At 59.6% G+C, this 24736-nt stretch carries 20 protein-coding genes, 2 tRNA genes and 2 pseudogenes; 11 read left to right on the top strand and 13 right to left on the bottom strand.

All coding sequences use genetic code 11. The features are described from left to right. Window positions 1-64: 64 nt before the first annotated feature. The 5 genes from ACJD00_RS04700 to rpsB all read right to left on the bottom strand — a co-directional run bounded on the left by ACJD00_RS04700 (window position 65) and on the right by rpsB (window position 4724). The gene (locus tag ACJD00_RS04700; RefSeq protein WP_418908703.1) at window positions 65-1324 is read right to left on the bottom strand and encodes a phosphatidate cytidylyltransferase; all 1260 of its coding nucleotides are present in this window, start codon (window positions 1322-1324) and stop codon (window positions 65-67) included. A 74-nt stretch (window positions 1325-1398) separates the two neighbouring features. Continuing rightward, on the bottom strand, window positions 1399-1956 hold the full coding sequence (frr, locus tag ACJD00_RS04695; protein ID WP_418908702.1) for a ribosome recycling factor: 558 nt from the start codon (window positions 1954-1956) through the stop codon (window positions 1399-1401). A gap of 66 nt (window positions 1957-2022) precedes the next feature. Beyond that, window positions 2023-2745, bottom strand: a complete 723-nt coding sequence (pyrH, locus tag ACJD00_RS04690; RefSeq protein WP_309408227.1) for a UMP kinase — start codon at window positions 2743-2745, stop codon at window positions 2023-2025. A gap of 184 nt (window positions 2746-2929) precedes the next feature. Beyond that, the gene (gene tsf, locus ACJD00_RS04685; protein ID WP_418908701.1) at window positions 2930-3766 is read right to left on the bottom strand and encodes a translation elongation factor Ts; all 837 of its coding nucleotides are present in this window, start codon (window positions 3764-3766) and stop codon (window positions 2930-2932) included. 142 nt (window positions 3767-3908) lie between these two features. Beyond that, window positions 3909-4724, bottom strand: coding sequence for a 30S ribosomal protein S2 (rpsB, locus tag ACJD00_RS04680; protein WP_309408229.1), 816 nt, complete (start codon window positions 4722-4724; stop codon window positions 3909-3911). Between the two features lie 343 nt (window positions 4725-5067). Here rpsB and ACJD00_RS04675 point away from each other — a divergent pair, with 343 nt between their 5' ends. Next, window positions 5068-5673: a M23 family metallopeptidase gene (locus tag ACJD00_RS04675; RefSeq protein ID WP_418908700.1), complete on the top strand. Its 606-nt coding sequence runs from the start codon at window positions 5068-5070 to the stop codon at window positions 5671-5673. Here ACJD00_RS04675 and ACJD00_RS04670 read toward each other — a convergent pair. From ACJD00_RS04670 to ACJD00_RS04645, 6 genes are all read right to left on the bottom strand, one after another. Then, window positions 5668-5744, bottom strand: a tRNA-Ile gene (locus ACJD00_RS04670). The two genes, ACJD00_RS04675 and ACJD00_RS04670, sit on opposite strands and share 6 nt — an antisense overlap. An 84-nt stretch (window positions 5745-5828) precedes the next feature. After that, window positions 5829-7010: a glycosyltransferase gene (locus ACJD00_RS04665; protein ID WP_418908699.1), complete on the bottom strand. Its 1182-nt coding sequence runs from the start codon at window positions 7008-7010 to the stop codon at window positions 5829-5831. 9 nt (window positions 7011-7019) lie between these two features. After that, a complete protein-coding gene (locus tag ACJD00_RS04660; protein ID WP_418908698.1) occupies window positions 7020-7970 on the bottom strand; it encodes a DMT family transporter in 951 nt (316 codons plus the stop codon). 106 nt (window positions 7971-8076) lie between these two features. Further along, the gene (locus tag ACJD00_RS04655; RefSeq protein WP_418908697.1) at window positions 8077-8922 is read right to left on the bottom strand and encodes a phage holin family protein; all 846 of its coding nucleotides are present in this window, start codon (window positions 8920-8922) and stop codon (window positions 8077-8079) included. Between the two features lie 302 nt (window positions 8923-9224). Further along, window positions 9225-9300: transfer RNA gene (locus ACJD00_RS04650), tRNA-Asn, on the bottom strand. A 129-nt stretch (window positions 9301-9429) separates the two neighbouring features. After that, window positions 9430-10512, bottom strand: coding sequence for a glycosyltransferase family 4 protein (locus ACJD00_RS04645; protein ID WP_418908696.1), 1083 nt, complete (start codon window positions 10510-10512; stop codon window positions 9430-9432). A 165-nt stretch (window positions 10513-10677) separates the two neighbouring features. Here ACJD00_RS04645 and ACJD00_RS04640 point away from each other — a divergent pair, with 165 nt between their 5' ends. The 5 genes from ACJD00_RS04640 to bioB all read left to right on the top strand — a co-directional run bounded on the left by ACJD00_RS04640 (window position 10678) and on the right by bioB (window position 19007). Next, window positions 10678-11616: a methyltransferase family protein gene (locus ACJD00_RS04640; protein ID WP_418908695.1), complete on the top strand. Its 939-nt coding sequence runs from the start codon at window positions 10678-10680 to the stop codon at window positions 11614-11616. Between the two features lie 733 nt (window positions 11617-12349). Next, the gene (locus ACJD00_RS04635) at window positions 12350-13882 is read left to right on the top strand and encodes a pyridoxal phosphate-dependent decarboxylase family protein (protein ID WP_418908694.1); all 1533 of its coding nucleotides are present in this window, start codon (window positions 12350-12352) and stop codon (window positions 13880-13882) included. Then, on the top strand, window positions 13879-15240 hold the full coding sequence (locus ACJD00_RS04630) for a lysine N(6)-hydroxylase/L-ornithine N(5)-oxygenase family protein (protein WP_418908693.1): 1362 nt from the start codon (window positions 13879-13881) through the stop codon (window positions 15238-15240). Before ACJD00_RS04635 ends, ACJD00_RS04630 begins: the two co-directional genes overlap by 4 nt. 10 nt (window positions 15241-15250) lie before the next feature. Continuing rightward, a complete protein-coding gene (locus ACJD00_RS04625; RefSeq protein ID WP_418908692.1) occupies window positions 15251-17602 on the top strand; it encodes a GNAT family N-acetyltransferase in 2352 nt (783 codons plus the stop codon). A gap of 217 nt (window positions 17603-17819) precedes the next feature. Beyond that, window positions 17820-19007 carry a biotin synthase BioB gene (gene bioB / locus ACJD00_RS04620; protein ID WP_418908691.1) on the top strand — a complete coding sequence of 396 codons (1188 nt, stop codon included), beginning with the start codon at window positions 17820-17822 and terminating at the stop codon, window positions 19005-19007. A 138-nt stretch (window positions 19008-19145) separates the two neighbouring features. Here bioB and ACJD00_RS04615 read toward each other — a convergent pair whose 3' ends face one another. After that, window positions 19146-20111: a squalene cyclase gene (locus ACJD00_RS04615; RefSeq protein WP_418908690.1), complete on the bottom strand. Its 966-nt coding sequence runs from the start codon at window positions 20109-20111 to the stop codon at window positions 19146-19148. 317 nt (window positions 20112-20428) lie between these two features. Between ACJD00_RS04615 and ACJD00_RS04610 the strand changes: the two genes are divergently transcribed. The 5 genes and pseudogenes from ACJD00_RS04610 to ACJD00_RS04590 form a co-directional block, all read left to right on the top strand. Next, window positions 20429-20773, top strand: a complete 345-nt coding sequence (locus ACJD00_RS04610) for a PadR family transcriptional regulator (protein ID WP_418908689.1) — start codon at window positions 20429-20431, stop codon at window positions 20771-20773. Window positions 20774-20775: 2 nt separating this feature from the next. Beyond that, window positions 20776-21147: a DUF1048 domain-containing protein gene (locus ACJD00_RS04605; protein ID WP_418908688.1), complete on the top strand. Its 372-nt coding sequence runs from the start codon at window positions 20776-20778 to the stop codon at window positions 21145-21147. 2 nt (window positions 21148-21149) lie between these two features. Beyond that, window positions 21150-21935: an ABC transporter ATP-binding protein gene (locus tag ACJD00_RS04600; RefSeq protein WP_418908687.1), complete on the top strand. Its 786-nt coding sequence runs from the start codon at window positions 21150-21152 to the stop codon at window positions 21933-21935. Between the two features lie 2 nt (window positions 21936-21937). Beyond that, window positions 21938-22702 carry an ABC transporter permease gene (locus ACJD00_RS04595; protein ID WP_418908686.1) on the top strand — a complete coding sequence of 255 codons (765 nt, stop codon included), beginning with the start codon at window positions 21938-21940 and terminating at the stop codon, window positions 22700-22702. A 204-nt stretch (window positions 22703-22906) separates the two neighbouring features. Beyond that, window positions 22907-23182 (top strand): annotated as a pseudogene (locus ACJD00_RS04590) (transposase); the annotation flags it as partial. A 62-nt stretch (window positions 23183-23244) separates the two neighbouring features. Here ACJD00_RS04590 and ACJD00_RS04585 read toward each other — a convergent pair. Further along, window positions 23245-24609: pseudogene (locus ACJD00_RS04585) on the bottom strand (DDE-type integrase/transposase/recombinase). Window positions 24610-24736 lie beyond the last annotated feature (127 nt).

Genomic DNA, 24736 nt, shown 5'->3' with positions numbered 1-24736 from the left:
CAACTATTCTATGTGGTGTGCGCTCGCCACGCGGCACCGGCGCACCGCGATGACGCGAACCGAGCTAGGAAACGGTGATGAACCATTCCAGCAAATGCGAGACGAGATAGGCCACCGGTACCGCGAAGAGCACCGAGTCCAGCCGGTCCATGATGCCACCGTGTCCGGGCAGAATATGGCTCATATCCTTGACGCCCAGATCGCGTTTGACGGTCGATTCCGACAGGTCGCCGGTCGTCGCGGCAATCACCGTAACCAACGCCAGGATCAACCCGCTCCACCAGGGCATATTTAGCCAGAACTGGGCGGTCAGGGCGCCCACGATCATCGCCCCTACCAACGATCCGGCGAAGCCCTCCCAGGATTTCTTCGGCGAAACCTTCGGCGCCATGGGGTGCTTACCGAAGAGAACCCCGACAATGTAGCCGAAGGTGTCGTTGGCGACCACGAGCAACAAGATCGTGGCGATGAGCATTTGGCCGTTGTCCTGCTGAAGCACCAGCACCGCGAAACTGAGCAACAAGGGCACCCAGACGATGATGAAGGTGCTGGCCATAATCGAGGCGGCGGCGCCCTTGAGCCCCTCGGTCAATCTGAAGACGACCACCACCAGCAAGCTGGCGAGCAAGCCGAAGCCAACCGCTTCGAGCCCTCCAAATGACGCCGAAAGCGGTAATAGCGCGGAGGCCAGGAGCAGCGGGGCGAGTTGGACGCTGGTGTGCGCCTGCGTGGTTGCCCGCGCGACCTCCCAGCAACCCAGTCCGGCCAGCACGATCACCAAGCCGAGGATGAGCGGCGGGTACCAGAACAGACCGGCGAGCACCACGGCCAGCAGCACGCCACCGACACCGATGGCCGCCGGCAGATTGCGTCCGGCACGTGAGGTCTTCGGTTCCGCCGGTTCACTGTCGGCCGCCTTCGCGGCGGGGTCCGTGGCAGTGGGCTCCGTCGCCGGGGTGGGCGCGGGGGCCTGCTCAGCGGCCTCTGCAGCGGCCGGAGGCGTAGCCTTGGCGCTCGTAGCCTGCTGACCGGCTGACTCGGCGGGGGCCGCAGCCGGCTGCGGGGCCGGCTTCGAGGTATCCGGCGCCGGGCTCGCTTGGGGTTCCGGCGAAGCGGCTGCTTGCACCGTTGGCGTGGCGGGTGCCGCCTGCGGCGTGCCCGACTTTGCTGCCTTGAGTTTGGCCGCGCGCTCCGGGTCCTGCTCGCTGTCGGCCGGAGCGGCCGTGGGCGCTGCCGGCTTGGCATCCTTGGCCTTGGTCCGACCGGCCTTCTTCTTTGCGGCTTCCTCGGCCTCCCGCCGGGCCCGGGCTTCACGCCGGGTCATCGGTGGGTTGTCCGCGGATGCCACTGAGGGCACTGCCGAAGCCGTGCCCTCAGTTTCGTTGCTCGGCGCTGACATTAGACGTCCAGCAGCTCGGCTTCTTTTTTCTTCAGCAGTTCGTCGACCGAGTCAACGTACTTCTTGGTCAGTGCGTCCAGATCCTTCTCGCCGCGGCTACCCTCGTCCTCACCGATTTCGCCGTCCTTGACGAGCTTATCCATCAGGTCCTTAGCCTTGCGGCGGTGACCACGCAGCGCCACCTTGGAGTCTTCGCCCTTGGAGCGAGCGAGCTTCACGTATTCCTTACGGCGTTCCTCGGTCAGCTGCGGCAGGACCACGCGAATGGTCTTACCGTCGTTGGAGGGGTTAGCGCCAACCTCGGAGTCGCCCAAGGCCTTCTCGATTTCGCGCAGGGCGCTGACGTCGAAGGGGGTGATCAAGATGGTGCGCGCATCGGAAACGTTGAAGGTTGCCAGCTGCTGCAGCGGGGTCGGCGCACCGTAGTAGTCCACCATCACCTTGGAGTACATGCCCGGGTGAGCGCGACCGGTACGGATCGTCGCGAAGTCTTCCTTCGCAGCCTCTAGGGTGCGCTCCATTTTCTCGGCGGTATCCGCCAGGGTTTCCTCAATCACCAGTACTCCTCAAGCACATAGTCGTCCATGTCAAGAATCTCTTCCCATCCTATGCCAAAGATGGGGCTACGGGGTGACGGTGGTGCCGATCCGCTCGCCGCGAATGGCGGCCGCCACATTACCTTCACCCTCCATGCCGAAGACCAGCATATTCAGCTTATTGTCCTGGCACATGGTCATCGCGGTCTGGTCCATGACGCGAATGTTTTTGACCAACGCGTCCTGGTAGGTCAGCGTGGCCAGCTTCTGCGCGGTCGGATCCTTCTTCGGGTCGGCGGTGTACACCCCATCGACCCCGGACTTGGCCATCAGGACCTCGTCGGCGTCCACCTCCAGGGCACGCTGGGCGGCCACGGTGTCGGTGGAGAAGTAAGGCAGCCCGGCGCCGGCACCGAAGATGACCACGCGGTCCTTCTCCATGTGGCGGATCGCGCGGCGCGGAATGTAGTTCTCCGCCACCTGAGCCATGGCGATGGCGGACTGCACGCGGGTCTCTACCCCGCACTGCTCCAGGAAGTCCTGCAGCGCCAGGCAGTTCATGACGGTGCCGAGCATGCCCATGTAGTCGGCACGCGAACGGTCCATGCCGGCCGCGGACAGTTCGGCACCGCGGAAGAAGTTGCCGCCGCCGACCACGATCGCCACCTCAACCTCTCCGACGGTCTGCGCGATCTGCTGGGCCACCGAACGCACGGTTTCCGGGTCGACACCGACCTTCCCGCCGCCAAAAACTTCTCCGGAGAGCTTGAGCAGGACGCGACGACGCTTGGATTCTGGGGTGGTGGACATGGGGGCAAACTCCTTGCTGCTGTTTTCCGATAGGAACTCGAAAGCGGTGCTGGGATTCAAACTATCCCTAACTCCGGGCGTAGGAAAAGGGAGGCGAGACACCGAGTGTTCTCGGTGCTCACCTCCCCTCCCCTGGGTGCCGCCATCGGCGGCGTTGACGCGTCTAGACGCGACGGTACGCTATTTAGGCGCCAACGCGGAAGCGTGCGAAGGCAACCGGTGCGGTGCCGGCTTCTTCCAGAACCTTGCCCACGGACTTCTTGGCGTCCTTGGCGAAGGCCTGATCGACCAGCACGATCTCCTTGAAGAAGCCGGTCAGGCGGCCTTCAACGATCTTGGTCAGGGCGGCCTCTGGCTTGCCCTCGGCGCGTGCGGTCTCGTCGGCGATGCGGCGCTCGTCTTCAACCTTCTCGGACGGAACTTCGTCGCGGGTCAGGTAGGTCGGAGCCATAGCTGCGGTGTGCACGGCCACGTCGTGGGCGACGGAGGCAGCAGCCTCGGAGTCCGAGTCCACGGCGAGCAGCACGCCAACCTGAGCCGGCAGGTCCTTGCTGGTCTTGTGCAGGTAAGCGGCGACCTGTGCACCCTCAACGCGGGCCAGGCGGCGAACGACAACCTTTTCGCCCAGGATGGCGCCCTCTTCGATGACGATGTCGCCAAGCTTCTTGCCGTCCAGCTCGTAGGCCAGCAGCGCGTCAACGTCGGCTGCACCGGAAGCCACAGCGGCGTCCAGCACCTTGTTAGCCAGGGCGATGAACTTCTCGTTCTTAGCCACGAAGTCGGTCTCGCAGTTGATCTCGATCATGACACCAGCGGTGCCCTCGACCTTGGCAGCCACCAGGCCTTCAGCGGTCGAACGGCCTTCGCGCTTGGTAGCGCCCTTCAGGCCCTTCACACGGATGATCTCGATGGCCTTCTCGGCATCGCCGTTGGCCTCGTCCAGAGCCTTCTTAACGTCCATCATGCCGGCGCCGGTGCGCTCGCGCAGTGCCTTGATATCAGCAGCGGTGTAGTTTGCCACGTGCAATCCCATTCAGCTAGGAGTTTCAAGTTTGTTTGCTTGTGGGACGAGCCGGATTCCGGCTCGTCCCACAAGACTTGGTTTACGTCATCTCACCGGCACGCTAGCACCGGTAGATGAACCGTGAGAGTCAGCTAGGTGACTACTCGGCGGCCGGAGCCTCGGTTTCGGCCGGAGCCTCAGCCTTGGCCTTCTCGCCCTCGAGCAGCTCGCGCTCCCACTCGGCCAGCGGCTCTGCAGCGCCCTCGGTCTTGCCGGCAGCCTTGTTGTTCCGGGCGATCAGGCCCTCAGCAACGGCGTCGGCGACAACGCGGGTGAGCAGGTTCACGGAGCGGATGGCGTCGTCGTTACCCGGGATCGGGTAGGTGACTTCGTCCGGATCGCAGTTGGTGTCCAAGATGGCGACAACCGGGATGCCCAGCTTCTGAGCCTCGTCGATGGCCAGGTGCTCCTTCTTGGTGTCAACAACCCAGAGAGCCGACGGGGTGCGGCTCAGGTTGCGGATACCGCCCAGGTTGGCCTGCAGCTTGGTCAGCTCGCGCTTGAGCAGCAGCAGTTCCTTCTTGGTGTGGCCCGAACCGGCAACGTCCTCGAAGTTGATCTCTTCCAGTTCCTTCATGCGTGCAACACGCTTGGAAACGGTCTGGAAGTTGGTCAGCATACCGCCGAGCCAACGGTGGTTCACGTACGGCTGACCAACGCGGTTGGCCTGCTCGGCGATGGACTCCTGAGCCTGCTTCTTGGTGCCGACGAACAGCACGGAGCCGCCGTGAGCCACAGTCTGCTTCACGAACTCGTAGGCGCGGTCGATGAACGACAGCGACTGCTGCAGGTCGATGATGTAGATGCCGTTGCGCTCGGTGAGGATGAAACGCTTCATCTTCGGGTTCCAGCGACGGGTCTGGTGTCCAAAGTGCACGCCGCTGTTCAGCAGCTCTCGCATGGTTACGACTGGCATGTCGCAACTCCTTCCAGCAGTGGCGGACCGGTTGCATAGTGCAACCGCGGTAACTGCCCTCGTTGTTGTGGTTGACGCGTCGGGCCCTTGTGGCCTTCCGCCCTAGTGCGATCGCGCCGCCCTCCGACCGAAGTCGGACCAGTGGGCCGCAGCGCCCGGGTGAGTTATCTCGTTCGGGAAAATCGCACGCGAAGTCAGTCTTGGTTCGATCCAGGGGATTTCTGCACAAAACTGCAGTTCTTAGTGTACTACACGACGCCTTGCCGGCTGACGTGAGCCGGCTTACCCACAGCCCGCTGATGGCCCCGCCTCGTGCGGCGTTGGCGTGGCCATGCTAAGACCCATGAACGCTCTGTTGGTGACGATCGTACGACGGGCTGCCACGGTGCTGTTGGCAGCCTTCCTCTCGCTGGGAATGGGAAGTGCTCCAGTGACAACGTTGAGCCCGGGTGCCCCCACCCCGCATCCAGATGCCTGGCGTTGGCCACTGCCCGGCGCGGTGACGGTACTGCGCCCCTTTGATCCTCCGGCGCAACGCTGGTTAGCGGGTCACCGCGGGGTGGATTTGGCGGCCCAACCACCGCAACAGGTACTGGCCCCGCAACGCGGGCGCATTACCTTTACCGGCACCGTGGTCGATCGGCCGGTGATGGTGATCGACCACGGATATGGCTACACCACCAGCCTGGAGCCGCTCGAGGCCACGCTGAAGGAGGGCGACTGGGTGGAGGCCGGGGCGAAACTGGGCGAGTTGGCGACCGGCGCCCATTGTTCGGCACGTTGCCTGCATTGGGGTGTGCGCTTGAACGGAGAATATATCGATCCGGCACTGTTGATCTCCGATCAACGCCCCTCGATCCTCCTGCCCTGGGATGCCTGGGGCGGAAAACAAACGGTGGCGCCGGGGACTTTGATGTACGCAAGGTCCCCGGCGCCGCCGCGGTGGTAGGGCGTGTCGGACTTGAACCGACGACCAAGGGATTATGAGTCCCCTGCTCTAACCAACTGAGCTAACGCCCCACTGTGTGCCGCGGGCATTAGCCCAACACACTCGAAATATCTTATGGCATGGGTCGGCTAATGCGCGATTCGACGGGCCGTAGCCTACAGAATCCCGACCGTCTGTCCGCGATACAATGCCTCGAAGGCGTCCATGGTTTTATTCTGGGCGTGATTCATCACCTTGCGGTGCCCGGCTTCGCCCATTTTGGCGCGTTCCGCATCGTCCAGACCGAGGATGGTATCGAGCCGGGCGGCCAGATCGGCACGGTCTCCTGGCTCAAACATGTATCCGTTGACTCCCACGTCGACCAAGTGCGGAAGCGCCATTGCGTTGGCCAGCACGACCGGTTTCGAGGCCGAGAGGGCCTCGAGCGTGACCAAGGATTGCAGCTCGGCGGTGCCTGGCTGGCAGAACACATCGGCGCGCAAATACGCTGCCCGCAACTCTTCGTCACTGACGTGTCCGAGGAAACGCACCCGCTCGGCTACACCCTGCTCCTTGGCGAGTTTTTCCAGCGGTGCGCGCTGCTCGCCGCCACCGACAATCTCCACCACGGCATTGGGCACCTTGCGCATCAGCGGAAGCGCCTCAATCAGCTCGTTGATGTTCTTCTCCACCGCCAGACGTCCAGCAAAGAGGATCGTCGGTTCGGGGTTCTTCTCGATCTGCTCGCCCTCGGCCAATTCGTAGTTGCCTACCTCGATGCCATTGGACAGCGGCAGAACCTGCTCCAGCCCGGCCCGTTCACGCATGGCCTTGGCCGCCAGTGGGGTCGGGGTAGTCACCGCGTCGGCTCGACCGAAGATCTTGCCCATATCGCGCCACGAGTTGCGTGCCACGATGCGCTTGAACCAGCGAGGGAATGGCAGGAATGGGTCGAGGTTTTCGGGCATGAAGTGGTTGGTGGCCACGGTGCGTACCGAATGTTTGCGCCCGTATGCCAGTGCGTGCTGCCCAATCATGTAGTGGCTCTGGGCATGGATCACATCGGGGTTGATGTCGTTCAGCAACTTGTCGATTTCCCGGTTGACTTCCCAGGGGAAGACGATGCGGAAGTAATCGTGCGTGGGCGCAGCGTGCGAACGCAGCCGGTGCACGATGGCCTCGTCACGCACCTCGGTGTAGGTTGCGCCCTTGCTGCCGCGCGCGGCCAGCACGTGCACGCGGTGGCCGCGCGCGTGCATGGCCGTAGCCAAGCGGTAGCAAAACATTGCAGCGCCGTTCACATCTGGTGGATACGTATCGGCGGCGATGACGATGGTCAGCGGGTTTTCCTTGGCCACTCGTTGTCCTTAGCTGTCAGTCATGAACTTGTTCTCGGCAAGGTTGTACGTGCCCTGCCCCACGGATTCTTTATCATTGCGAGCTTTGGCTCGACGCTCGAGCACATCCGGGTGGTGCCGGGAGAGTGCTACCACGCCGATAATGGCCAAGAGCGCGCAGACGGCCATGGCCACAGACATCGCCGGGTGTACGTCGGAACGCAATTCTCCAAGTATCGAGATGCCCAACGCGATCCCCACAATCGGGTCGATCACGGTCAGCCCGGCGATCACCAGATCGGGCGGACCCTTCGAGTACGCATTTTGTACGAAATAGGTGCCCAGGAGCCCGGCGACAACCACTGCCACCACGGCAAGCCACGGCAGAGTCCAGAGGCTTCGCCCGTCTAGGTGCACCACCGATACGGCTAGTGTGCGCACCAGGACGGCCACGAAACCAAAGAGCACCCCGGCGGCCACAATATAGAAGAAGGCGCCCAAACGGCGGCGGAACATGAGATACAAGCCGCCGAAGCAGATCACAACGAGGGCCAGAATGCCCTCAATCGTCAGCGCCTCGGCGGCGGTGATCTCATTGCTGGCGTTGGTCACGGCGATCGCCAGCAAGACGAAGCCCACCGAGCCGGCCATGCAACTGATGATCGCCATCACGGTGGGCCGGTTCAGGGTGAGGTTATTGACCTTCGAATTGACCACCGTGGTGATGACCAAGGCGATGGCACCAATTGGTTGTACGACCGTCAACGGTGCACTGGCCAACGCAAAAACGTTCAGCACCATGCCGAGGCCCAGAAGCAACAGGCCGCCGACCCAGCGTCCGGATGATAGTAGTTTCCCAACATTTCCGAGGCTGAGGCTAAGTCCGCCGGCGTGCGAACGCACGGCCATGGACTGCAGCTGTGCGCCGAAGGCGAGCCCAAAGGCACCGCAAACGGCGGCCGCTACGGCAATCCACACCATGACAGTGCCCTCCCTGTATCTACAAATGCTCCGAAGTGGTTACCCACCGGCCCGGCCGCATCAAGAACAGAGGCACAGGCGTTGTCCTGCAACACCCGGTCACCGACTATCCTCGCTGAGCGAGCTTACGAATAATGAGTCCTAGCGCCACCAACGACCCTGCGATGATGGCAATCGGCTTTACTTTTTCCACCTTGCGGCGAAAGTCCCGGCCTTCTGGCCGGTCTCCGGCAGGATCGCCGGAGGGGTTGACCACGGTACGGGCCTTTGCGGCGAAGCCGGTCACGCCCTGCCCCATACGATCGGCGAAGTTCCGCGCCTGATCGTATTTGGCCTTCGGGGTTTCCATGCTGACCCCCAGGTTGTCGCGCAGCGCCTGAATCTGGCGACGGCGACGGTTGGTGCGCAGCTTCAATTCGTCGATGCTTGGAGCCGGCTCCTTGACCTTCTTTTCCTTGTCTTCGGCCGCTTCCTCGTCCTTCTCTTCCTTCTTCGGACGCAGTGGCTCATCCAACGTGGATTCGTCGAATGCGCTACCGTCCTTGAGCACGCCAATATCATGCCGGATGCCACGAATAGCGTCATCCGGAGTCAATGGCAGCGCCTTTTTGACCTTGCGGTAACCGATCAGCGCCAGCACTCCGGCAACCAGCAGGAAGAAGACGGCAACAATCAATGCGGAAAGCCAGCCGGGCAACCAAATCGCCAGAACGTTTACGAGGGTCACGACAACCGCGATGACGAATAGTAGAACCACCAGTAGCGCCCCGACGCCCAGTGCGGCTGCCACGCCGACGCTGATACCTTTGCTTTTCAGCGTGGTGGTGGCCAGCTTGACTTCGTCATTGAGCTGCTGGGGAACGAGGTCCTTCAGCCCCTCGACCTGCGTTTTCGCGTCCTTGAGACTGTCCTTCAGACTTCCGTTCACCTGCGACGACTCCGCGTGCGACATGCTCTACTCCAGTATTTAGATTGCCGGGCAACCGGTGATTCAACGCTAACACCCGCATGGGTTTCAACGACTCCACCTTTAGGAGTAACCCTATCGGCCGAAAGTCATTCTGCGGGTGCAATTGCTACCGATCTGAAAGTCTATCGCTTTTGCTAGATGGGCCAAGGGGAAGCTGAGCGTTTAGTACAAGAGGTCAGGAACCGGGGAGGGCACCGAAGCGACCGCAGGGAAACGCGTGAAAACACAGAAATAATGCCAGAAATGAAAATGGCCTCGATTCTTGAAAAGAATCGAGGCCAAATTGGCTCCTCCAACTGGACTTGAACCAGTAACCCTTCGATTAACAGTCGAATGCTCTGCCAATTGAGCTATGGAGGATTGCAACGAGTAATACTCTAGCACCCCGACTCTCAGAGTGACAAATCAGCCCATGAGACGGGCCAAATCACTACTCAACCCGTATTTTTCGGGCCTCGCTGGATGTGGCCAGGGCCGGAGGTCGGCGGTTCAGCGATGCACTCGACTATGAGTTATCGCATACTCACAAAGTTCCATTAGTTGCCGCGCGGAATGCTGCCAAGAATAACGCTGCGCATTCGCCACCGAGCGTCGAGACAGCTCACGCCACCGATCCCCGTCCGTTAGTTCTCGTACCGCGGACGCAAAGCCTTCGGCGCTATCTGAGTTGACGTAAAGCGCAGCATCTTGGGCGACTTCACGAAATATCGGCATGTCGCTTACCACCACAGGGGTTCCGGTCGACATCGCTTCGACCAGCGGAAGACCGTATCCTTCTTCGCGCGAGAGTGTCACCAAAGCGGTGCAGCGGGCCAAAAGCTCGGCGTACTCGGTGTCGCTGACCCCGTTATGGAATACGAGCCGCGTGCCGGGCCGCGCCCGTTCTTCGAGCTCAGTCTGGCGGTCGGGGCGAATGGGGCTGAGCAAATGCAGTTCGTAATCCGGCAGTGACGCCATGCCGTCAATCAACGTCTCAACGTTCTTATAGGCCATAAAGGACCCCATATAAAGGAGTGTCTTCGCCGGTTGCGTTTGAGGGTCGCGCACCGCATCGACAGGGTTGGGCGCGTTAGACACGATCCCGATTTTGCGTCGCGTCAGGCGATGCCGGCGCATCAGGTCGCGCGTTGTGTGGGACACCGTGGCTACCGCATCGGCGCGGTTAAGTAGCATCCGCTGCGGCCAGTAGACCTGATGAAAGAGGTACCAACCGGCGCGAATCGGCGCCGGAAGAAAGCCCGGCGCCTTGGGGTGGGCGTAGTAGATCAGATCATGCAACGTCAGGATCAGCGGAAATTTGCGTCCCCAGGAACCCATGGTTTGCATCGGCGAAAAGACAACGTCGGGTCTCAGCTTGTTGACCTGGAGGGCCGCCAGTGGTTCGAGCACCGAGGTCGGAGCGTTGATTTTCAGGTAGGGCAATCGAGGCAAGTGCTCGAGTTGCCTCTCGTCGTGAATCAGCATGGTGACATCGGCGTATTCACTGACTGCTGCGATAAGTCCGGCGGTAAACCGGCTGATTCCGTCGTGGTGAGTAATCCTGACGTACCGTGCATCGATGACGAGTTTCACTTGTGGTGGTGCCCTCAACTTGTAGGAGTCGGATCCTAAGGAACGACATCGCAGACCGCATATGACCCGATTATGTGGCCAGTGTACCGGGCATTGCTGAACACAGAGCCGATCCACGGCACCGCGGCGGGTTCGCTAATTTCGTCGGTGACCTATGCTGACAGTGTGTCCAATGCAGCCACTAGCCCATCAGCGCGGCACTATCACCTTGCGCGCACATATTTTGCGCTGCAAGCTGTGGCGGCCACTGGTTGGTGGCTGGTGCTGATGTTCTCTCCCGTAGTGCGCGAGGCCACCCTCGGGGGCCTCAATCCGGCGGTGGTCGCGCTTTTCGATCTTCCGCTGTTCGTCGTTACCTCGGCCATCGCTGCGGCGGGGTATCTCCCGGTTATCTGGGTCCTGATCCCCTACACCGCAATTGCCGCGCTGGGCACGACTGGCTACGCCTTGGCCACCACCCGAGCCGATTGGGGGTCACTCATCATGCTTCTGGCCATGGCCGGCACCATTGCTTCTGGCATGATCCTGCGCTATCGGCGCGTCCCCGGTGAATTGCTCTTGCGCGGACCGTTTACTTTTCGCAAGGCGCCCGTCGCCACAGCACGGGCTCACCTGTTGCGCACCCTGCGACAGATGGCCGTATTCTGGATCGTCTTTTTAGCGCTCATTCCCGCGATGATTTGGTACTACGAGCGCCGATTGGCTTTGGTCGTTCCATGGCACTCAGCGGTCCTGGGATTCGATTACGGGCTCTTTATTCTTGGTAGCGTTGCGGCCATTTGGTCGGCCGCGACCATGTCACGACTGGGCGAAGGTACTCCCCTACCTTCGGCCATGCCGACTCGTCTTGTGATCGCCGGTCCTTATCGCTGGATTCGAAATCCAATGGCGGCTGCGAGTATCACGCAGGGCATAGCCGTGGGGCTCATCATCGGCTCGTGGCTCACTATTATTTACGCACTTGCCGGCGCCGCCGTGTGGAACTGGGCTGTCCGCCCCGTGGAGGAGGACGATCTCCGGCAGCGCTTCGGCGCCTCATTCCATAGCTACCAAGAACATGTCGCATGCTGGATCCCACGCCTTACCCCTTATCGGCAAGATTAGAGCTGGCCACACCCCTCGAAAACGTGGGATAAGACACATTCGTAATATATGACCCACGAGGGTCAGACTCGTTCCTTAGCGATTTGCGGCCCACTGAGTAAGTTCAGCGGCTACCGATAATGGCGCGTGAGCAATTGGTTGCACCCACTACTTCCACGGGTCGGCGGCGATGAGCCCATACCCAAAATTCGGCCGGTTCACATCAGAAAAAGTCACGTACGAAACGGCATGACTTGTGCGAGTTTGAATCGCTCAAAACTTAAACCTTCGTATTCAACATCGCGCCAAAAAGTTCGGATAGGCGATCGCCTCACACGATGACTGGCCGAGAAGATGCCCGCCAGCATGGCCATAATCCGTCAATGGCGCGGAGGCTTTCAAGACATCCATAGCTATCGAGCCATTCACCGGCCGTGCATTTACCGGGTTAGACCCCTACGACGAGCAACACTGAGCGAAGGCTGATTATGGGCAATATTCCCGTGTGGCAGATTGTGTTCTCAATCCGGTTTATGACGAGCAATAACGCAATCCTCGTGTCTCGAAATTGAATTTTAGGCTCGCGCGTCCCGCGAGATGATCTCTCCGAGTCGCCCAAAATGCAAGCTTCCCCTACCTGCGAACCGGAGGTCGACTTGGGGACACTTGCATTAGCCAAGGAGCTTGTGATGTTAATAGTCATCGCTAAGTTAGCTAAGCCAAATCTTCTATACATACGACCCGAGGATTGATTGTGAGCATCTCTACAGAATCCTTGCCAACGGCCCCTCCGGCGCCCACGGCTCAGCGACAGTTCGAACCGGCAGTACTGGACTCCCATTCAGTGCAGGATTATCTGCTGGCAACCCAAGAGTCGACCGCTCGAGTAGCAGCTCGCTTCGCCACCGTCTCATCACCAACCACGGGCCCGGCACCGTCCGAGCTAGCAGCAGCGGTAAACGCCGTAGATCTGGATTCACCGCTGGAAGACCTCCGCGAGGTCTTCGACGAAGTCCACGACCTCTATCTTCGGGATGCGGTCTACTTCCACGATCCAAAGTACGCGGCACATCTCAACTGCCCGGTTCTCGTCCCAGCCGTCGCTGCCGAAACCTTCGTAACCTCGCTGAACACGTCGATGGATACCTTTGATCAAAGTGCCGGTGCCACGATGATTGAACGTCGGTTGATGACCTGGAGCGCCTCACTCATCGGGTTCGATGAGGCACAGTCCGACGGCATTTTCACCTCGGGCGGCACCCAATCGAATCTTCAGGCCATGTTGATTGCGCGTAATGTCGCAACCGCCAAGTGCTCCCACGGTAGCCTTGCCGATCGTCAGGCCGCCCTGCGGATCTACACCTCCCAGGACGCGCATTTCAGCATCGTGAACGCTGCCAAGCTCATGGGACTGGGGCCGGACGCCGTCGTCAGCGTTCCCACCGATGCTCAGCACCGGACGGATGTGGACGCGCTTCGCTCCAGCCTCGCGGCCGACCGCGCGGCAGGTCTGGTGCCCATGGCAATTTCGGCGACAGCAGGAAACACCGATTTTGGCGCAATCGATCCATTGAACGAATTGGCTGAGCTAGCTCGTGAATGCGGAGCGTGGTTCCATGTGGATGCGGCCTATGGTTGTGGCCTGCTGGTCTCCGAACAGCACCGACAGCGACTATCGGGCATTGACCTCGCGGACTCGGTAACCCTCGATTTCCACAAGTCTTTCTTCCAGCCCATCGGCTCCAGTGCCTTGGTGTTGCGCGACGGAAGAAACTTTGCGGCGATCGCCCACTACGCCGAGTACCTAAACCCAAGTTCCGAAGCTCAGCAGACTCCGAACCAGGTCGACAAATCGCTACAAACCACCCGCCGTTTCGACGCCCTGAAACTATGGGTCACGCTACGGAACCTCGGCGCCGCCCGCATTGGCCACATGTTCGACCGAGTGATCGAGCTAGCCGAGGATCTTGAGCGCGAAATTTCGCTGCGTTCGGATCTGCACCTCGCCGCTCCGGTCCAGCTCTCTACCGTGGTGTTCTGGTTCGAAGAGCGCGGCTGGCCGTTGGATAACGCGACACGCAATGAACTGACCAACGAAATACGACGCCGTCTTTACTCCAGCGGACGAGCGATGATTGCGGCCACAACCGTCGAGGGCCAGCGCATGCTCAAGCTGACCATCTTGAACCCGAATACGCCACTGGCAAGCTTGGTCGAAATTCTCGACGAGATTAGCCGCGTCGGCAATGAAATCCTGAGCGAACACATGAATGAGGCCATCGCATGAGCACCCCCACGACCCACGAACACTACGATGTCATCGCCATTGGCGCCGGCCCCTTCAATCTGGGCTTTGCCGCGCTGAGCGATGGTTTGCCGGATTTTTCGCTGGCCGTACTCGAGGCACGCGATTCCTTTAGCTGGCACCCGGGCATGATGCTTCCCGGCACCCATCTGCAGGTTCCTTTCATGGCGGATTTGGTCACCATGGCGGATCCGACCAATCGCTATTCATTCCTGAACTACATGAAGCTTCACGGGCGTATCTACCCGTTCTATATCCGCGAAAATTTCTATGCCTTGCGCAACGAATACAGCGACTACCTCGCGTGGGCCGCAGAGCAGTTGCCCAGCGTTAAGTTCGGGCACCGTGTCATGGACATTAGCTACCAGAATGGGCGCTACGAACTATCGGTCCTCACCGATCAAGGCCTGCTTTCTTTCAGCGCCACCAAGCTCGTGCTTGGCACCGGTAGCGAGCCCTACCTACCCGACTCCGTCACCTCCGAGGCACTGGGAAGCGGCGCGGTAACGCACAGTAGCGAGTACCTGTTCCGACGCGATCAAATCCTCGCTGAGGTACCCGATTCCCAGCGTGGCAAGGTAGTCACGGTCTTGGGTAGTGGTCAAAGTGCCGCCGAGATCTTCCTCGATCTGCTACGCAGCCTGCCGGAAGAGGATCATTTGGTCTGGTCCACTCGATCCGAACGCTACTTCCCGCTGGAATACACGAAGCTGACCTTGGAAATGACGTCACCGGAGTACATCGACCATTTCCATGCACTGCCAATGGACCGACGCGATGCCCTCTCCAAGGCGCAGAAGGGCCTGTACAAGGGGATCAACGCCGACTTGATCGACGAAATCCACGAAGAGCTGTACCAACGCAGCGTCCACGGAGCCCCGAATGTGCATTTGCGCACCGGATCTTCGCTACTCGAGGTGCGCCCGGCCGGAGACACCTTGCAGGTGACCTTGCGCCATGATCGCACTGACGAAGAGATGGTTTTCGGCACCGATCAGCTGGTGCTTGCCACCGGCTACCGCCAGGCCACCGATGAATTCCTGAAGGGGATTTCCGAGCGCATCAGCTACCTTCCCGATGGCCGCTTTGACGTGGACCGGAACTACAGCGTTGGCCGCGCGCAGGACATCTTCGTACAGAACGCCGAATTGCACACCCACGGCTTCACCGCCCCCGACCTGGGTATGGGCGCGTACCGCAATTCGGTGCTCATCAATCGCCTTGCAGGTCGAGAGGTGTACCCGGTTGAAGAACGAATCGCCTTCCAAAAGTTCGGTGCCGCCGAACTCGAAGGGCTTCCCAGCAGCATCCTGCCAACCACTGCGACCGCACTCGACTAGGAGAGAGATCATGACGACCCAGACTTACACCTTCCGTAGCGCGCAGCTACCCGCCGACGCCGAACTCCTGCACTCGTGGATCGCCACGGAGCACGCACGCTTCTGGGGCATGCCCACTGCCAGCGTCGCGGAGATTCAGCAGGCCTATGCGCCCTTGGTCGAGGCTGCCGAGTATCACGTCCTCATTGCCGAGGACGCCGAAGGGCCACAGTTCCTGATCGAACTCTACGACCCGGCTAATTCCCCTTTGGCGGGCCGTTACCCCTATGTGCGCGGTGACCTTGGCCTGCATTTCCTCGCGCCACGGCCACAGGCACCCAAACCGGGCTTCACCCTTGAGGCAATGACCGCAGCTTTGGGCTACGCTTTCGCTCAGCCGGGAACCGAACGTGTCGTCGTGGAACCCGATATTCGCAATAAGGCTATTCAGGCCCTGAATTCACGCGTTGGCTTCGCTCCCGTGGGCCCGGTTGAGCTCCTCGAAGAAGACGGCAGTACAAAGCACGCCTTGCTCTCGATCTGCACACGCGCCGATTATGAACGTGTCACCGGCACGAGCACCGGAGCCGCACATCTAACACCAGCGCGTTGGGCGGCAGCCAACCGCCATGTGCTGGCCAAGGCGATCGGCGAGTTCAGTCATGAACGACTACTCGAACCAGTAGTACTGGATGACGGCCGCTTCCGCATCGACTCCCCCACCGAGCGCTATGACTTCGCCGCCGGCCGCTACCTGCTCAACCATTGGATCGTCGACCCAGCCTCGATTCGCCACGAGACGCTCATTGATGGGCAGTGGACCGAGGCCTCGGTCAACGTCCTGGACTTCATCACCAGCTTCGCCGAGCGACTGACCCTTCGCGAGGAACAGCTTCCCACCTACCTCGAGGAGCTGAACTCGACGCTGGCCGGGCACTGCTACAAGCAGTTGCACGCCGAACACAGCAGTGCAGATCTGGCCGAGTTTTCCGGCGACGCCGCCTCCGCTTTCCAGCGCATCGAGGCAGCCATGACCGAGGGGCACCCCTGCTTCGTCGCCAACAACGGTCGAATGGGTATCGGTCGCACCGATTATCTTCGCTATGCCCCGGAAACCGGATCGGCGATCAAGCTGGGCTGGCTAGCCGCACACCGCGATGCCGCCGAATTCTCGACCATGGACTCGCTGTCTTACGAGCAACTGCTCGAGACCGAGCTCGGTCCTGCCGAACGGGCGCGTCTGGAAGGTATTTTGGGCACGGCGTTGCTGGGAACCTCCCGAAGTATCGAGGACTACCTGCTGATGCCCGTACATCCGTGGCAGTGGGAGAACCGCCTGTCGACGACCTTTGCCAACGACATCGCAAATCAAGACCTGATCTATTTGGGTGCGACACAGGATTACTACCAGCCACAGCAGTCCATCCGCACCTTCTTCAACCGTTCCAATCCGACTCGCCACTACGTTAAAACGGCCATGTCGATTCTGAATATGGGATTCATGCGCGGACTGAGCGCGGACTATATGAAGGTCACTCCGGCCATCAACCAATGGCTAGGTGAGCTCTTTGACGCCGACCCGTATCTTGCGAAGGCTCCCGTAGGTCTGCTGCGCGAGGTCGCAGCCGTCGGCTACCGTAATCGCCAGTTCGAGGCGGCGACCAAACCATCGGCGGCGCAACGTAAGATGCTGGCCGCGCTGTGGCGCGAATCCCCGGTGGATATGCTGGCCGAGGGTGAGACCCTAGCCACCATGGCAAGCCTCCTGCATGTCGATCACGAAGGTCGCAGCTTTGCCGGTGCGCTCATTCGGCGCAGTGGACAAGAGCCAGAACAGTGGGTCAGCGACTACCTCGACGCTTATCTGGTGCCCTTGGTGCACTGCCTGGCCGCCTATGACTTGGCGTTTATGCCCCACGGTGAGAACGTCATCCTCGTTCTGCGCGATGGTGCCATCAGCAAGGCACTGATGAAGGACCTTGGCGAAGAGATCGCGGTGCTTTCCGACCGGGTGCACCTGCCCGAGGAAATTCGCCGGGTACGTACCGGCGGAGACCCGGTGCTCTCAATTTTCACCGATGTTTTCGATTCTTTCTTCAGGTTCCTTGCTCCGTTGCTGGATGCCGAGGGCTTGCTAGCGGAGGAGACCTTCTGGAGCATCGTGTCGGATCGACTTTTGAGCTACCGACGCGACAATCCACAGTTTGCCGAGCACTTTGACGCACTGGGCTTGTTCGCCGAGACCTTCCCACTCTCCTGCCTGAACCGGCTGCAGCTACGCAATAACCAGCAGATGCTGGACCTGACCGATCAGTCCGGAGGCCTGCTTTACGCCGGTGATCTGGAAAATCCGCTGATTCTTCGCGAATCTCTCGTCGTCTAGCCCGTCGGCTGATGCCCCCGCCCATGGCGAACTGATCTTCAGTTCGGTGGGCGGGGGCATTTTTGTCTCGTGCAGGCGTCAAAACACATTGCAATATCATTGAACAGTGTTCACCTTGGGGCGGCATTCTGTGTAGAGTGACAACAGGCCGTGACTTGAACAGCGTTCAAGTCACCTAACAGCGCAGCAACCGACCCGACGAAAGGCGCCTTCCGAGATGCACCTTGCAGCCGACAACTCACCCGCGCAGACTCTTGACCCGTGGCAACTTGCGCAACGAATCGACGCAGGCCATCAGCTCACCACCGAGGAAGCACTACAGATTCTGCAGACACCGGATGCACAAACTCTTGAGCTCGTGCATGCGGCCGCCCGGCTACGCCATAAGCACTTCGGCTATACCGTCAAGGTCAATTACTTGGTCAACCTCAAGTCGGGGCTCTGCCCGGAGGATTGCACCTATTGCTCCCAACGCCTAGGTTCCAAGGCCGAGGTCCTCAAGTACAGTTGGCTCAAGACCGACGAGGCAGTCCATCAAGCCGGCCTGGGAATTGCAGCCGGCGCCTCGCGCGTATGCATGGTCGCCTCCGGCAAGGGGCCTTCGGACCGCGACGTGGATCGGGTGGCCACCATGATTAGCAACCTCAAAGAGGAACACCCTCAAGTCGAGGTTTGTGCTTGCCTTGGCATTTTGAAGGAAGGCCAGGCCCAGCGCCTGCACCAGGCAGGTGCCGACGCCTATAACCACAACATCAACACCTCTGAATCGATGTATCCGTCGATCTGCAGCACCCACGAGTACAGCGAGCGCGTAGCCACCGTTGCCAAGGCCAAACAGGCCGAACTCTCCCCCTGCTCGGGCCTCATTGCAGGGCTCGGCGAAAGCAACGAACAACTCGTCGAAGCCGTTCTGGCCCTGCGCGAAATGCAGGTCGACTCCATCCCGGTCAACTTCCTCATGCCTTTTGACGGGACTCCACTTGAAGGGCAGTGGGAACTGACGCCTTTGGCCTGTCTACGAATTCTATCCTTGGTACGCCTAGCCTGCCCTTCCACCGAACTTCGCATGGCCGGAGGACGTGAAATGCATTTGCGTTCCCTGCAGTCAACCGCGTTACAGGTCGCCAATTCGCTCTTTCTGGGCGACTATCTGACGAGCGAAGGGCAAGAGGCGCGTCGCGATCTCGAAATGATCCGTGACGCCGGCTACACCGTACTTGGCAGCGAGGGGCGTGAGCTCGTCACTCCGGAGAATATTCCTAGCACATCGGCACCCGAAGCCGCGGGCTGCGCGACCGGTTGCGGTGGGTCGGCCTGCGCACCAAGCCAGTGCCCCGTCAGCGGATCCACCGACCTCACCCTGCGCACCCGAGGAGCAGGAACGCAGGTAGCCCCAAATTGCTAGAGGGCTAACATCGCTACGCTACGGAGCCTCATCTCACCTCTGGGGCTTCGTAGCACCACGGCACAAAGACTCGAGCGTTGACCTAAGAACCGATAGACGTACATGGCATAAAGTCACACGACTTACCTGTACCTAGCTCTACCCGTGAGCGGGAGTTTGAGCATCCCACCAGCCAAGCACCCGCAATGCCTGCAAAGTGACGAACTTCGAGGGCTCACCCTTCCCAATATCCTGGTGAAACCACACATCGCCGGCCAGCCGATGCCCTTGCAACCATCGACCGTCAGGCTGTTGTAGCGAGCGAATATGAGCTATGGCCCGGCGCATACGTGGATCCGGAGCACTCTTATCCGCCCCAGCGGCCGCACGGAAGTAATCGGCCGCGGCAAGTACGTTGTAGTAGGCCCTGCGAGGGTGCGCGAGGCTCAAGGCCCAGTCCCCCACCGTGTCGCCAGTTGATCGGCGCCGGAACAGTTCACGCTGCAGCAGGTATTCTTCACCAGCACGGCGAGCGCCACCCACGCGCTTGGTATCGCCGCTTGTCAGTTGATAGTCCAGCAATGCGATCAGAGCGTTTAGTGTCGAGTGGAAAGACCCGACCCTCGCACCGTCCACCCACTCACAGTTCCATCCACCGTCGTCGAGCTGATGCTCGAGGAACCACTCCACGATTCCGTCGACGTCGGCCCCTAACCACAAACCGTTGGACAAGGTCCACGAGTTGATGCAGACATCCACCTCCCCGCCCCAATAGGGCAGATCGTCATACTCCCACGTGACCGATTCGAGTTTGTGCGCGGTGTCACCTAAGGCGCTGGCCGCGACACCCCACTCGCGAAGATCTTTCAGCACCCAAGTTGTCGCAGTCCACGGTTGCGGCCCCCCGCCCTCCATGTCCCACCCGGCAGGGAAGAACGGGCCACCGGCCCAAAGGCCGTCATCGCCCCGCTGAGCAAGCAGGCGCGCACCCATACCCGACGTCGACACGGCCGCTCGAGTTTTCTTCCACACCGATTCACTCGCGCCAAGTAAGTCACGCTCAACCTGCCATCGAATAGCCGGGTCAGAATCGAGCAACCAGTCGATAACCTCGCTATGCGCCATGCACGAAGCATATACCCCGCCTTCGTCCCCCACCCCCGATCCAAGTACCGCCTCCGCCGAAGCGATTGCGCACCACGCTCAAGATTGAGGCCGAGAGCGAACCGCGTGTCGCCACGCCAGCGCATCTGGCCAGGCCGCTTCATCGATTGCAAAAACTCGAACTCACATACTGCTAACTGACATGGGCGCAACCTGCTTGCACACAGCGGTCCCCGAACCTGCTGGAAAAATTTTTAGTATTCAGTATTGCTAACTACCGCTACTTAGTTCTACTATCTACTTGTAGTCAGCAACACTAAGTAGAAGGGAGCCGACCCGTGGGAACTCAAATGACTGAGATGCTCAAGGGCACGCTCGAAGGCATTGTCTTGGCGATTCTCGCCAAGAAATCAGCCTACGGGTACGAGATCACCGCCGAACTACGTGAACGCGGGTTCACCGACATCGCCGAAGGAACGATCTACGCCCTGCTGGTAAGAATCGAGCAAAAAGGGCTCGTCGCCGTGGAGAAGGTTCCCTCCGAAAAGGGACCTCCGCGCAAAGTCTTCACGCTCAATGACGTGGGCCGCCAACAGCTGGCCGATTTCTGGGAAACCTGGAACCAGCTAGTCACACGCATTGAACAACTTCCACACACCACCAACCAACTCAAGGAGAACTAATCATGGCCGCAAAATGGATCGAAGCGCTCACCGGATCGCTCGAACAGAAGAAGCAGTACAAGCAAAACGTCGCTCGCATCGAGGCTCTGCCTGCGCCTTATGCGAATTCAGGTAAGGCGCTGCAGCGGTACTTCATGTACCAAGGTGGAATCACCGACTCGGACACCCTCTGCACAATGCTTTCTGACCTCGCCGACCTGCTCGAGGCTGCAGCCGCCGACAACACACCAATCCGCGACATCGTGGGAGACGACCCGGTGGAATTCGCCGAAGAGTTTACTCAGGCCTACGGCGGTCAGCGCTGGATCGATAAGGAACGCGCACGGCTGACCAAGAGCATCGACGCGGCCGCGGACGAAACGAAAAAGGAATAGTCATGAAGTCACCAACTTTGACCGCCGGCTCGATTGAAGTCGCTGGGATCGAAAAATCCTTCAAGGATCTTCAAGTACTCCGCGGAGTGGACTTTCGCGTCGAACCCGGCAGCATCTTCGCTTTGCTAGGGTCAAACGGCGCAGGCAAGACAACCCTCGTCCGCATCCTAAGCACATTACTCCGGCCCGATGAGGGCACAGCTCAGGTCAATGGTTTCGACACCCAGTCTGCCCCGGCCAAGGTGCGCGAATCGCTGAGTCTCACCGGGCAATTCGCGGCCGTTGATGAGGTACTGACCGGGCGCGAGAATTTGGTCCTCATCGCCAAACTGCGCCGCATGCCAAATCCTGGTGCGCTGGCTGACGAGCTGCTGGAGCGCTTTTCCTTGACCGAGGCCGGAGCCCGTCGCGCTGGAACCTATTCAGGTGGCATGCGACGGCGGCTCGACATTGCGATGAGCCTCATTGGCAATCCCAGTGTCATCGTCCTCGACGAACCAACCACCGGTCTTGATCCGCAGGCTCGAAGTGAGGTCTGGGATACCGTGCGGGAGTTGGCGGCCGCCGGGACGACAATCTTGCTGACCACTCAATATCTCGATGAGGCAGAACAGTTGGCGGATCGCATCGCCATCTTGCATCAGGGGGTCATCATCCAGAACGGTACCCTCGCCGAGCTCAAGGCGCTCCTGCCTCCAAGCACGGTGGAGTATGTCGAGAAGGAACCAAGTCTCGAAGAGGTCTTTCTGGCTCTCGTCGGTACCAACTCTTCGACAGGAGGAAACTAATCATGAGCACCATAGCCTTGTCCGACACTCGAGTGCTTACGGGCCGCTCGCTGCGTCATATCCTGCGTAGCCCGGACACGATCATCACCACAGCGATCACGCCGATCGCGATGATGTTGCTGTTCGTGTATGTTTTCGGCGGTGCCATCAACACCGGCACCGACGGTAGTTACGTTGACTATCTCTTGCCCGGAATTCTCCTGATCACCATCGCGTCCGGTATCGCCTACACGTCCTACCGGCTTTTCCTCGACATGCAAGGTGGTGTACTGGAACGTTTCAGGTCCATGCCTATTTCAAGATCCAGCGTGCTCTGGGGACATGTGCTGACTTCCTTGGTGTCGAATATGATCTCGGTTGCTTTGGTCATTGGTGTGGCCCTGCTCATGGGATTCCGGACCGGTGCCTCGTTCGGCGCCTGGTCGGCCGTGCTCGCCCTGCTAGTTTTGGTCACGTTGGCTCTTACGTGGGTCGCGGTTATTGCTGGGCTCACCGCGAAAACGGTGGACGGAGCTAGCGCGTTTAGTTATCCACTAATATTCCTGCCATTTATCAGTTCGGCGTTCGTCCCCACGAGTTCAATGCCTGAGCCCGTGGCCTGGTTTGCCGATCATCAACCGGTCACAGCCATCGTGAATTCGATTCGCTCACTTTTCGATCAGCAACCGGTGGGCCAGGAACTTGGCTATGCCATCGTCTGGCTCATAGGAATCCTACTCGTCGCGTATCTTGCAGCCACCGCACTGTACCGGCGCAAAGCTAACTAGATCGCACGTTCCAAACAGAGGGGGCGAGCAAGTTTCATCCACTACTAGCACATCAGACCAATCGGGCGTTCCACCACGGGTGGGACGCCCGATTTTGCTTAGCTTCAGTAGCACTTCAGCATCAACAACAAGTTACCAAGGCGGTTGCAACAAGTTTGAGCTGTCATGATGTTGTGAAACACGCGTTCGTAGGAAAATGAGTGCATGTCCAAACGACAGAAGTTCACCCCGGAGTTCCGTGCCGAAGCAGTCGAGCTGGTCATCAGCTCAGGCAAAAGCCTGATCGAGGTCGCCAACTCCCTGGGCATCAACGAAAGGACCCTCGGGAGCTGGGTTAGGGCCTGCCGGGCCGAACACCCCGAAACTGAGCACGAGGACCACGGACCGGTGGATTGGGCCCAGTACGAGCAGCTACGCAAAGAACTCGCGGAGGTGAAACGGGAGAACGAATTTTTAAAAGATGTCTGTCATGTCTGGAGACATCGGTGACAAAACCGTATGAAGACATCCGTGACACTCGATGTCTCTAGACATCGGTGACACTACTCGTCGAGGGAACCGTTCTGGAATTTCACCAACGCGTCCTTCAAACCCATATATTTCCGTTGCGTCTCAAAGGGATACACATACTTAGCAACAAGTTCACCCTGCTGCGATACCACCAGTAATTCATCATTACCCCAACGCACCCAGACGATGGCGTTGCGCATTATTTTGCTGAAGTAGAGCATGGTCCCGTCGATGACCAAGCAATTGTTCTTGTTCATCTTCATCTGTTGCTCCCCAGATTCCCCGATTTGCGCAGCATGCAAAGTTGAATGCAGCCGCGGCGGTGCGGTAGGTGCGGACACTTCTGATACGGGAACAGCAGTAGCTTCTCCGACGGTATCCTCTTGCGCAGTCTGCTCTCTTTCAGAGAAATGAGCACGTGGTTTCGTGCTGTGCTTCTGCGCGTTTTCTAGGTCTGGTGGGGCGGCAACCGGCATGGAAGTGTAAGCCTGATAAGGGGTGCAGCGCCCTTCCAAAGCTTGGTGCGTTCGTTCGTGGTTGTAGTACTGGTCAAACTCGTCGAGTTGTTCCTGCAGCATGGTGAGGTTATTGGCGTACTGAAGCTTGTTCAGCCGCTTGAATAACGTGCCATGCACCCGCTCGTTCTTTCCCTGCGTGGTGGGCCGAGCCGGACGGCTGGTGATCGTTGCAACGCCCAAACTTTTGGCGTAGGCGACCAGTTGACTGGTGATACCTTTACGAATCGGATTCAGCGCATCCCCATTATCTGTTAGTAGCCGTTGAGGTATTCCGTGCTTAGCGACGCCGTTCTTGAAGACTTTCAAGGCGTCATCGCTGTTCTCACTCCTGGCTGCTAGGGATGCGATCATCAGCCGGGAGTAGTCATCTTCGAGTTGAAACACCACGATTTTTCGCCCGTATTCCAGCCTGTATTCTGTGGCGTCGAGTTGCCAGCACGCGTTGGGCATGGGGTATCGGAAGCGTTTGTATGATGACCGCGGCCGTTTCTCAGGTGCTGGAACCACAAGTCCGCGTTCCTGGAAAATTTTGGCGAGTGTGGCGATGGAAGGCGGATTCATACCCAGTCGGTGCATGCGGTCATGCACACTGATCGGCCCGTGGTCCCAGCCTGCTTCTTCCAAGGCTCTGCGTACCGCGACGGCTTGGTCTTTGACGGTTTCAGTTGTTGCGTTGGGCGAGGTTCTTGGACGACGAGACAATGGTTCCAGCGCGCTATCGATTCCCTGGGTTCATGCCCTTTTGAGGATCTTGTAGAACGTGTTCCTGGTGATTGAGTGTTCTTGGCAGAACAATGTGACGGCACCGCGAGGTGCGTCATCTGGCCATTGCGCGATGGCTAGGCGTATCGTCGAATTGACTGGATCATTTTTATTCACACTTTCCAGTTCACCAGCCCACCTGCATGCTTAGGCATGCTGGTGGGCTGTGTGGTTGAAAGCGTTAAATATCCTTGGGAAGTGTCACCACTTAAATCTTGGATGTGTCACTGATGTCTTGAGGTAG

This window comes from Glutamicibacter endophyticus (assembly GCF_048457885.1).
GTDB lineage: Bacteria > Actinomycetota > Actinomycetes > Actinomycetales > Micrococcaceae > Glutamicibacter > Glutamicibacter endophyticus.
Note: the sequence above shows the minus strand (reverse complement) of the source record. Positions and strands in the feature narration are given on the sequence as shown.